This is a genomic window from Aestuariivita sp., from assembly GCF_021404545.1.
GTDB lineage: Bacteria > Pseudomonadota > Alphaproteobacteria > Rhodobacterales > Rhodobacteraceae > Aestuariivita.
In genome coordinates this window covers 23,189-33,944 of record NZ_JAAWWD010000072.1, presented here as the reverse complement: position 1 = coordinate 33,944, position 10,756 = coordinate 23,189, and the positions used below count along the sequence as shown (strand labels likewise).

The window sequence follows — 10,756 nt, the reverse complement described above, 5'->3', positions numbered from 1 at the left end:
AAGGCCGTGTACAAGGGCGCCATCGGACCCTCGGGGCATCTGGAGGGGACGGGAGCCTCCGGCGGGGAATATTTTTGGCCAGAAGAAGCATGCGGTGGCGCTCATCGATACCGTCTCCAGATGCGGGCGGCGAATTGCGCGATCAGGACGGCGCCGCCGACGATCAGGATCAGTTTGACCGGCCAGACCGGGGCGGTGAAATCGCCGAGCGCGCCGATGAACTCACCGCGTTGCCAGGCGCGGGTAAAGATCGGCCAGGTGGCCGAGACGATCACCCAGATCACTGCGATTGCGATCAGATCGAAAAGCGTCGCCAAGGAATTGCCCAGCGCGGGCCGTGTGCGGATCAGCCAGCCCAGAAAGGCATCCGATTGGGTCATGCGGCCCTGGCGCAGGGCGGCGGGGATCTGCAGAAAGACGATCGCCACGATGGACAGCGTCACCAACTCGGGCACGCCGCTGACCGGAGTGCCAAAGAGGTTGCGCCCGGCCACGTCAATACCAACAAAAACCATGAGCGCTAGGATCAGCATCGATCCCGCAACATTCAGCCCTTGCGTGGCCGCATCAAGCAGCCGCAGCGCGAGAGGATCGCGCTGCGTATCGGTCTTGAGTGACATGGGCGCTTACTCGATGTCCCAGTTGCGCAGCGGGGTGGCGCCTGCGTCGCGCATCGCGTTCATATAGGTGCTGAGCACCTCGGAGGCCGGTTTGCCCTGTGCGTCATGCTGATCGGCCCAGACGCGGGCCGCGTTGTCCATGCCCATGGCCCAGCCTTCGCGCAAGCTGTCAGGAGCTTCGGCGATTGTGGCCCCGGCATCGGCCATGGCCGCGAGCGATGCGGTGACTGCTGCCTCCAACTGATCGACATACCAGTCCTGTGCGGCATCCGCGCCCGCCTTGAGAGCGGTCTGCGCATCGTCGGGAAGACTCGCGTACCAATCGGCATTGGCACAGAGCGATCCGGCATATTGTGCGCCCATCCCGGTCTTGGTGATGTAAGGCGCCACCTCAAAGAGCTTGCCCGGCAGCGCGGCGGAGGCAAAGACGATGACCCCGTCATAGACGCCTGTCTTCAACTCGTTGTAATAGGTCGTGAGGTTGCCCGACACGCCCACAGCCCCCGTGCCCGACAGCCAGTTGATCGCCGCACCGGGGGCCGCGATCTTGCGCCCGTCGAGATCATCGAGCGAATTGACCGGGAAATTCGTCATCAGCAGATAGTCGTCGATCACGATAGGGGCGCCCAGATAGACCACGCCGTTCTCGCCATAGGCCTGGGTCATTGCAGGCAGGTTGGCGTGCAAATCGTCGATGATGGTTGAGACCTTGCGCAGGTCCGATGTCGTGAACGGCGTGTAATAGGTCACGTTCTGCACCGCCAGTTTCGCCGGATCAAAGAGCGACTGGCACGTGCCGATCTCGGCCAGCCCGGCCTCGACGGCCTCAAGTTCCTCACCGACCTTGGCGAGTGAGCCGCCATATTGTTCGGAGAAGGTGATGGAGTGGCCTGCCGCGTCCATCTGGGATGTTACGGTGGGTACGAACACATCCGAGATCATTTTGACCCAGCGGAAGACTGGCGGGTGGCCCGCAGCGATCGTCACCGAATAGCTGTCAGCCAGCGCCGCGACCGGGGTGGCGGCAAGGGCGCCCGCAAAGGCGAGGTGTTTCAGGTTCATTGTCTTTTCCTCCCAAAAAAAGATCGGTATGGCCCGGTGTGTTCCGGGCGATCATCTGTGTTGTTGTTCGCTGGCAATCAGAGCGCGGATGCCCCCTTCGACATAGGTGACAAGGGTGGTGACGACCGCGTCAGGGCGGGTTTTGCCGGGATCGCCATTGGCCAGACGCTCGGGTCGGCCGCTTTGTGACACGGCCGTGACCAGCGTGCCGATGGCCAGGTTATAGCCCCAGCTGATCGCGTGGCGCGACGCGTGCGGCAGTGCGGTCTGCAACGCGTCGATAAACTGTGCCGCGGTGGGATCGTAATGCAGACGCACCAGTTCGGCATCGCGCGCATCGCCCACAGTCAGCCCGGCCAGAATACGGGCATAGGCACGCCCGCCGCCTCCGGGGCCAAGTGGCGGCTCCATCAGGGCGCGCAGGATCTGCGGCACCGCATTTGCCGCGGTCAGGTCCACAGCCCCCAGTCGCGCCAGCCGGTCGGCATTGATGATGCCGGATCGTCGTTCGATCACAGCGGCGTAAAGGGTTTCTTTGTTGGTGAAATGGTAGTGCAGCAACCCCTGAGCCACGCCGGCGCGTGCCGCGATGGCCTTCATTCCTGCGCCGGAAAACCCGTCATCCGCAAAAACGCGCTCGGCCGCATCCAGGATGCGATCGCGACCGGTGCTTTGCGAATCTGGCTGTTTCAACTCTCCCATACACCGCAGTCTGCGTCCTGACTGAACGATCAGTCAAGGCTCGGTGGAATGATCTGCAAGACAGTTTCCGTAGCGGCAGCAAAAACCGCTTGCGCGAATCCGAAGCCTCCGCCACGTTGCGTACGCAAATGCGAAATGCTCTTTCGCATAGTGAAATTGGGAGGAATTTTCATGTCATTCATGAAAGGGGCCGTGCTGGCCGCTTCGATGGCTGCGCTCAGCGGTGCCGCTTATGCCGAGACCGTTCTGATCCATGGGGAGGCCGGCCCGAACCGGGGCGCCCGCGCCGCCGCGCTGCAATGGTTCGCAGATCAGGTCGGCGAACGCTCAGGCGGCGATCTGCGCATCGACATCCAGTGGGGCGGGGCACTGTTCAAGGCCAACGCGTCCGTGCCGTCGATCCGCGATGGTGTGGCGGATATGGGCAGTGTCATCGCGGTCTATTTCCCGCAGGAGATGGCAGGATACGGCATCGCCGATCTGCCTTTGAACAACCCCGACGCCTGGGTCGGCATGCGCGCAACCGATGCGCTGATGCGCAGTTCGGCCGAGATGCAGGCAAACCTGGCCGATAAGAACCTGGTTTACATTGGCAGCTGGACCACCAGCCAGGTCAATATCGGCTGCAAGGATGCAGCGATCCGCACGGCCTCGGATGTGGAAGGTCTCAAAGTGCGCGGCGTGGGCGCCTATGGCAAGGTCTTTGGCGAGATGGGGGCAAACATGGTGCGTATGTCGATCTATGACGCGTATCAGGGCCTCGACACTGGCCTGATCGATTGCAGCCAGGGGTATTCCTATGCCGTCTCGGCGCTGAAACAGGCCGAGGTGATGGACAGCTACACCATCCTCAACTGGGGTCAGGTCGGCGGCCTTGGCATCTTCATGAACAAGGACATGTATGACAGCCTCACGCCTGAGCAGCAGGCGGTTCTCAACGAAACCGGCAGCGACATGGCGGATGAGTTCGGGCGCATCATCACGTCGGCCAATGAAAAGGCCATCGCGTCGATGCAGGAAGAGGGCGTCGAGGTCATCGAACTGCCTGCCGAGGAACGCGCCAAGCTGGTCGAGATGGGCCAGCCCTTTATCGGAGAGTGGGTCGAGACCGCCACCTCCACCGGCCTTCCGGCGCAGGACCTGCTTGAGCAGTATCAGGCGCTGATCGCCAAATACACCGCCGAACGGGATGCCAACGGGTATCCGTGGGAAGACGGCGGAAGCTGAGCCGATGCTGGTCAGACTTGAAAATGTACTGCTGGGGCTTGGCGCCCTGGCAGTCATTCTTCTGGGTGTGCTGATCGCGGGCAATGTGGTGGCCCGGGCGGCGTTCGGCACCTCGTTTCCCGACAGCGTGATCATGGTGCGCGAATTGATGGTCGCCGCGATTCTGCTGCCTCTGGCGGCGGCGACAGCGCAGCGGGCGCATGTCTGTGTCGAGTTCATTTCCGACCGAATGGGGCCGCGTACCAAGAGCTGGCTGATCGTTCTGGGCTCGGTCACCGGGCTGCTGGCGCTCACGCCACTGCTCTATGCGGGTTGGCGCGAACTGATGTCGAACTGGGCATCGGGCAGCTTTTACTTCGGCGATCTCGGTCTACCGAAATGGCCAGGCCGGTTGCTCTTTCTCATCGGGATCGGGGCCTGCTGGCTGCGGTTGGCGGAATTGGCGATCCGTGACACGCGCACGATTCTGCGCGGCGATGCGGTCGACGACAAACACACTTTCACCGAGGCCGAGTAAATGGACCCATCCACAATTGGTATGATCGCCTTCGCGGCGGTTCTGATCCTGCTTGCGCTGCGCGTACCCATCGCCTTTGCTCTGGCATCGGTTGCGATGATTGCGACCTTCTTCATCTTTGCATTCCGTACCGGCACCTTCATGCCGGAACGTGCCCTGAACGCCACTACGTCGATGGCGTTTTCCAACGCATTCGACTTGATCCATTCCTATAACCTGTCGATGATCCCGCTGTTTGTGGCGTTGGGGCACGTCGCATATCGGGCCGAAATCACGACGAAGATTTACTATGCCGCCAAGGTCTGGCTGACCAAGCTGCCGGGCGGCGTTGCGATGGCTTCGGTCATGGGCTGCGGCGGGTTTTCGGCAATCACCGGTTCGTCAATCGCCTGTGCGTCGACGATGGGGCGGATCTGTACGCCGGAAATGCTTCGCATGGGCTATGACAACCGTCTGGCGACCGCCTCGGTTGCTGCTGGCGGGACGCTGGGCTCGCTGATCCCTCCGTCAGTGCTCTTCATCATCTATGGGATTTTCACCGAGACATCGATCTCCAAGCTGTTTCTGGCCGGTGTTCTGCCAGGCCTTCTGACGTTGGCCGGGTTTATTCTGGTGATCGCGATCTGGGTTTGGAGAAACCCCGAGATCGCGCCGCCTTCCGACGAGATGTATACCTCGAAAGAGCGCTGGGACGCCGCCATTGCGGCCTGGCCCGCGGTGATGCTGTTTTTGGTTATCATCGGCGGCATCTATGGCGGGATCTTTACCGCGACCGAAGCTGCTGCTGTTTGTGTGGTGGCCACCGTTCTGATCGGAGTGTTCCAGCGCAAGCTGACCGCACGGGACCTTTGGGACAGCTTCAAGGAAACCTGCGTGCAGACCGCTGCGATTTTCTTTATCGCGGCGGGCGCCAAGATATTCGTGGCTTTCATCGCGCTGACCGGCGTGGCGCCGGTGATTGTCAACGCGGTGACGGCAGCGGACCCATCGGTGTTCTTGCTGATGGTGTGCATCGCGCTGATCTATCTTCTGCTGGGTATGTTCCTTGATCCCATCGGGATCATGGTCCTGACCTTGCCGTTGATGATCCCGCTGGTTGAAGGCTATGGGCTGGATCTGATCTGGTTCGGTGTTGTGGTGATCAAGCTGCTTGAGATCGGGTTGATCACGCCGCCTGTCGGTCTCAACGTCTTTGTCATCGCCAATGTGGTGGGCAAGGATGCCCCGATCGACCGGATCTTTGCAGGCATCGCGCGGTTCCTGAGCGTCGATGTGCTGGTTCTGATCCTGATCATGTCTTTCCCGATCATCTCTCTTTTGATCCCGAACGGCATGCAATGACGGACCAGTCGGAAAACCGAAAATTTGCCAACACGCTGGCCAGAGGTCTCAGCGTGTTGCGCGCCTTTCGCGCCAGCGATGATGGGCTCAGCCATTCCGAAATTGCTCAGCGCACACGGCTGGCCGGGGCCACGGTGACCCGGCTGACCTTCACATTGGCCGAGCTGGGATTCCTGAGCCAGGACGGCAAGTCTGGCCATTTCCGGCTGGGCCCTGCGGCCATCGCGGTCGGCTCGGTCGCCTCGGCCTCGGCCAATTTCATCGATCTGGCCGCAGGCCCGATGCAGGATCTGGCCGACCGTACGGGAACGCTGGCGCTGATGGCGGTGCGCGATGGCGACAGGATGATGCTGGCTAAGACCTGGCGCCCAGTTGGCACCGCGTCGATCTGGCTGGAGCCCGGGCACCGCATCCCGATCCATGGCTCGTCCTCGGGTCAGGCGGTGGTGGCATCCCTGAATGACGCAAGGTTTTCCGCGCTTGAACCGGACGAGGATTTGCGCGCCTTCCGTCAGAATGGCTATGAACAGCTGGTGGGTCGTGGCTTTACCATTGCGCCCGAAAGGACGCGTTACGCCGCGACCGTAAACGCGGTCAGCGTGCCGTATTATGCGGGGGAGTTTGGGGAACCGGTGGCCTTTACCTGCGGCGCGCTGCCCGAGATGCTGAGCGATGCGCGCATGAGGGATGAGGTGGGGCCGGACCTGCGCCAGGTGGTACGGGATCTGGAACTGAAGACGGGCCGCAGCACGGCGCTGGCCCGCAGAGGATAAAAGAGGGAGAGAGGGTCATGAGCGAGGCCATTCAATACGAGCGCGCGGGCGATATCGCGGTTCTGGCGGCGAACAATCCACCGGTGAACGCGCTGGGCCAGGCCGTCCGGCAAGGTCTGGTCGACGGGATCGCGCGCGCCGAGAAGGAAGGCGCCAAGGCGGTGCTGATCTATGGTGAAGGCGCGACCTATTTCGCGGGTGCCGACATCAAGGAGTTCGGCAAGACCCCGCAGGAGCCGTGGCTGCCCGATGTCTGCGCGCGGCTTGAGGCCTCGCCGTTGATCGTGGTGTCGTCGATCCACGGCACGGCACTGGGCGGTGGCTTGGAGGTCGCACTGGGATCTCACTACCGCATCGCCACGCCCAAAGCCCGCATGGGTTTGCCCGAAGTGCTGATCGGCGTGATGCCGGGGGCCGGTGGCACGCAACGTCTGCCGCGCCTGATCGGGGTGGAGAAATCCATCGAGGTGATCACCAGCGGCCGCCAGATCGGCGCCAAGGAGGCGTTGGAACTGGGCATCATCGACCGGATCGCGGAGGGCACTCCGCGTGAGATTGGCCTGGCCTATGCGCAGGAGCTGATCGACCAGGACGCCAAACCGCGCCCGGTCAGCGAAATGCCGAACCCGGACGGCGTGGATTTCGACGCGGCCTATGACGCAGTGCTCAAGAAATCGCGCGGGCAACTCTCGCCCGCGACCGCGGTGCGCGGCGTCCAGGCGGCAGCGGAACTGCCGTTCGATCAAGGCATGAAGCGCGAACGCGAGCTGTTCTTTGAACTGATGAACACCGACCAGCGGCAGGGGTTGATCCATGCGTTTTTCTCTGAACGGGCGGTGGGCAAGCTGCCGGAGCTCAAAGGCGTAGAGCCGCGCGACGTGGGCGATATCGGGGTGATCGGTGGCGGCACCATGGGGGCGGGGATTGCCACCGCCGCGCTGTTGAACGGTCTCACGGTGACCATGCTGGAGATGTCGCAAGAGGCCGCCGAGGCCGCCAAGGGGCGCATCGCGGGCAATCTTCAGGGCGCGCTGAAGCGTGGCAAGATCAACCAGGACCAGTTCACTCATCTGACCGAAGCGGCGCTGACCTTGGCCACCGATTACGGCGCGCTGAGCAACGTCGATCTGGTGATCGAGGCGGTGTTCGAGGATATGGAGGTCAAAAAGCAGGTCTTCACCAAGCTCGACGCCGTTTGCAAACCCGGCGCGGTGCTGGCCACCAATACCTCCTATCTGAACGTGAACGAGATTGCCGCGATAACCAAGCGCCCGCAGGATGTGATCGGGCTGCATTTCTTCTCTCCTGCGCATGTCATGAAACTGTTGGAGATCGTCGTGGCCGACAAGACTGCGCCCGACGTGGTCGCGACCGGTTTCGCTTTAGGTAAGACGCTCAAGAAAGTGTCGGTGCGCGCGGGCGTCTGTGACGGGTTCATCGGCAACCGCATTCTGGCCACCTATCGCACGGCGGCCGATCACATGATCCTCGACGGCGCCTCGCCCTATCAGATCGACGACGCGTTGGAGGCGTTCGGCTTTGCCATGGGTCCCTATGCGGTCAGCGATCTGGCAGGGCTCGATATCGGCTGGGCGGTGCGCAAACGCAAACGGGCCGAAGGGATGGATCCGCGGGCGCGCGACACAAACTATGCCGACAGGCTGTGCGAGGCCGGCCATTTCGGCCAGAAGACCGGCAAGGGCTATTACATCTACGAAAAGGGTTCGCGCACGCGTACGCCCAACCCGGATGTTCCCGAGCTGATCGCCGCCGAGCGCGCCGAGAAAGACATTACGCCCCGCGCCTTCACCGATGACGAGATTGTGCGCCGCTATATGGCGGCAATGGTCAATGAGGCCGCCAAGGTGGTGGGCGAAGGGATCGCGCGCCGCCCTCTCGACGTGGATATGACGCTGCTTTTTGGCTATGGGTTTCCGCGCTATCATGGCGGCCCGCTGAAATGGGCCGACCTGCAAGGGCTGCCCGACCTGCTGGGCGATATCAAACGCTATGCTGAGGAGGATGATTACTTCTGGCAGCCAGCACCGCTTCTCGAACAGCTGGTCGCCGAAGGCCGCACCTTCGAAGACCTGAACAAGAAAGGCTGAGATCATGAAACAAGCCGTTATCGTTTCCACCGCCCGCACCGGGCTTGCCAAGTCCTTTCGCGGATCGCTGAACATGACCCACGGCGCCACGATGGGCGGTCACGCGGTGAAGGCCGCTGTCGAACGGTCGGGGATCCCGCTGGACCAGTTTGAAGACTGCGCCATGGGCTGCGGTTTTCCCGAAGGGGCCACGGGCCAGAACATCGCACGTCAGGTAGCCATTCGCGCGGGAATGCCGATCACCACGGCAGGTATGACGGTGAACCGCTATTGCTCGTCCGGCCTGCAGACCATCGCGCTGGCCGCCAATGCCATCACCCAGGAGGGTGCGGGCCCGATGATCGCGGGCGGGGTCGAAAGCATCAGCCTGGTGCAGACCAATGTTGCCTCGACACCCGAGCCATGGATCGCCGAGCACAAACCGGCGATCTACATGACCATGATCGAAACTGCCGATATCGTGGCCGACCGTTATGGCGTGAGCCGCGACGATCAGGACGCTTATGGTCTGCGCTCGCAACAGCGGATCGCGGCGGCGCAGGAGGCCGGCAAGTTCGCCAATGAGATCGTGCCGATGCAGACCACCATGGCCGTCAAGGACAAGGAAACAGGCGAGGTGTCGCATCACGAGGTCAGCGTGGATCGCGACGAATGCAACCGCCCTGGCACCACGCTGGAGGGTCTGCAGGGTCTGCAACCGGTGCGCGAGGGCGGCTACGTCACCGCTGGCAATGCTTCCCAGCTTTCCGATGGGGCCGCGGCGGTCACCCTGATGGACAGCACAGAGGCCGAGAAGGCAGGACTTGAGCCGCTGGGCGCCTTCAAGGGGTTTGCCGTGGCCGGGTGCGAGCCTGACGAGATGGGCATCGGCCCGGTTTTTGCGGTGCCGCGCCTGCTGGAGCGTCACGGGCTCAAGATCGACGATATCGACCTTTGGGAACTCAACGAGGCCTTTGCCAGCCAGGCGCTTTATTGCCGCGACAGGCTGGGCATCGATCCCGACAAATACAACGTCAATGGTGGCTCTATCGCGATCGGTCACCCGTTCGGCATGACCGGCGCCCGGATGACGGGGCACCTGATGCTCGAAGGGCGCCGCAGGGGCGCCAAACTGGGCGTTGTGACCATGTGCATCGGCGGCGGCATGGGTGCTGCGGGCCTTTTTGAAATCTACAGCTAAGGAGACCGGCAATGGATCTCAGCTATTCCCCCGAGGAGCAGGCCTTTCGCGCCGAAGTGCGCGCGTTTCTTGAGGCCAGCCTCACCCCTGAGATGGCGGACAAGGTGCGTCAGGGGCACGACACCCTGACCAAGGAGGATATCGAACACTGGCATGCGACGCTGAACGCGCGCGGCTGGCTGGCGCAGAACTGGCCCAAGGAGTTTGGCGGCGCGGCCTGGAATGCCGTGCAGCGCCATATCTTTGAAGAAGAAGCGGCCCGCGCCAACGCGCCGCGCATCGTGCCCTTCGGCCTGTCGATGCTGGCGCCGGTGCTGATGAAATTCGGCTCCAAAGAACAGCAGGATCACTATCTGCCGCGCATTCTGGATGGCACCGACTGGTGGTGCCAGGGCTATTCCGAACCGGGCGCGGGCTCGGACCTGGCCTCGCTCAAGACCAAGGCGGTGCGCGACGGGGATCATTACATCGTCAACGGGCAAAAGACCTGGACGACACTGGGCCAGCACGCCAATTGGATCTTCTGTCTGGTGCGTACCGACCCGGATGCCAAACAGCAGGAAGGGATCTCGTTCCTGCTGATCGACATGGACGCGCCGGGGATCGAGGTGCGTCCGATCATCCTTCTCGATGGCACCCATGAGGTAAACGAGGTCTGGTTCACCGATGTCAAAGTGCCTGTCGAAAACCTGGTGGGCGAGGAGAACAAGGGCTGGACCTATGCCAAGTATCTGCTGACCCACGAGCGGACGAATATTGCGGGCGTGGGCTTTTCCCAGGCCGGTCTCGACAGTGTGAAACGCATCGCCAAGGCGGAACGCGCGAATGGCAAGCCACTGATCCAGAACCCGCATTTCGCGGCGCGCATCGCGCAGGTGGAGATCGACCTGATGGCGCTGTCCACCTCGAACCTGCGGATCGTCTCGAAGGCCGCGGCGGGCGAGGCACCGGGGATCGAGGCCTCGATGCTCAAGGTGAAGGGCACCGTGATCCGGCAGGAGATCAACGATCTGGCCCGCCGCGCTGTGGGACCCTATGCACTGCCGTTCCCGTCGGAATCGGTGGATGGCGACAATAACCCCATCGGCCCCGATTATGCCGGACCGCTGGCCGCGCAATACTTCAACTATCGCAAGCTTTCGATTTTTGGCGGCTCGAACGAGGTGCAGCGCAACATCATCGCCAAGACGATGATGGGCGGCGCCGGAAGATAATGAGGATACTCC

10 protein-coding genes are annotated in these 10,756 nt (G+C 62.4%); 7 read left to right on the top strand and 3 right to left on the bottom strand.

From position 1 onward, the window contains the following. Positions 1–101 precede the first annotated feature (101 nt). From HEP69_RS22810 to HEP69_RS22800, 3 genes are read right to left on the bottom strand one after another with little or no spacing between them, the layout of a single operon-like run. A complete protein-coding gene (locus HEP69_RS22810) occupies positions 102–620 on the bottom strand; it encodes a TRAP transporter small permease subunit (protein ID WP_290560819.1) in 519 nt (172 codons plus the stop codon). 6 nt (positions 621–626) lie between these two features. Next, the gene (locus HEP69_RS22805) at positions 627–1,682 is read right to left on the bottom strand and encodes a C4-dicarboxylate TRAP transporter substrate-binding protein (protein WP_290560818.1); all 1,056 of its coding nucleotides are present in this window, start codon (positions 1,680–1,682) and stop codon (positions 627–629) included. A 51-nt stretch (positions 1,683–1,733) separates the two neighbouring features. Continuing rightward, complete coding sequence (locus HEP69_RS22800) at positions 1,734–2,375, bottom strand: TetR/AcrR family transcriptional regulator (protein WP_290560817.1); 642 nt, start codon at positions 2,373–2,375, stop codon at positions 1,734–1,736. A gap of 180 nt (positions 2,376–2,555) precedes the next feature. Here HEP69_RS22800 and HEP69_RS22795 point away from each other — a divergent pair, with 180 nt between their 5' ends. Genes HEP69_RS22795 through HEP69_RS22765 form a run of 7 tightly spaced genes read left to right on the top strand, consistent with a single transcriptional unit; the run spans position 2,556 to position 10,744 of the window. Continuing rightward, a complete protein-coding gene (locus tag HEP69_RS22795) occupies positions 2,556–3,611 on the top strand; it encodes a C4-dicarboxylate TRAP transporter substrate-binding protein (protein ID WP_290560816.1) in 1,056 nt (351 codons plus the stop codon). 4 nt (positions 3,612–3,615) lie between these two features. Next, positions 3,616–4,128 carry a TRAP transporter small permease gene (locus tag HEP69_RS22790; protein ID WP_290560815.1) on the top strand — a complete coding sequence of 171 codons (513 nt, stop codon included), beginning with the start codon at positions 3,616–3,618 and terminating at the stop codon, positions 4,126–4,128. Next, positions 4,129–5,469 (top strand): TRAP transporter large permease, encoded by a 1,341-nt coding sequence (locus HEP69_RS22785; RefSeq protein ID WP_290560814.1) that lies wholly within the window; start codon positions 4,129–4,131, stop codon positions 5,467–5,469. Continuing rightward, positions 5,466–6,242, top strand: a complete 777-nt coding sequence (locus HEP69_RS22780; protein ID WP_290560813.1) for an IclR family transcriptional regulator — start codon at positions 5,466–5,468, stop codon at positions 6,240–6,242. Before HEP69_RS22785 ends, HEP69_RS22780 begins: the two co-directional genes overlap by 4 nt. A 17-nt stretch (positions 6,243–6,259) precedes the next feature. Then, entirely contained in the window at positions 6,260–8,350 is a 2,091-nt protein-coding gene (locus HEP69_RS22775; protein ID WP_290560812.1) for an FAD-dependent oxidoreductase, read from the top strand. Positions 8,351–8,354: 4 nt separating this feature from the next. After that, positions 8,355–9,530: an acetyl-CoA C-acyltransferase gene (locus HEP69_RS22770; RefSeq protein WP_290560811.1), complete on the top strand. Its 1,176-nt coding sequence runs from the start codon at positions 8,355–8,357 to the stop codon at positions 9,528–9,530. A gap of 11 nt (positions 9,531–9,541) precedes the next feature. Beyond that, positions 9,542–10,744, top strand: coding sequence for an acyl-CoA dehydrogenase family protein (locus HEP69_RS22765; protein ID WP_290560810.1), 1,203 nt, complete (start codon positions 9,542–9,544; stop codon positions 10,742–10,744). Positions 10,745–10,756: the final 12 nt, after the last annotated feature.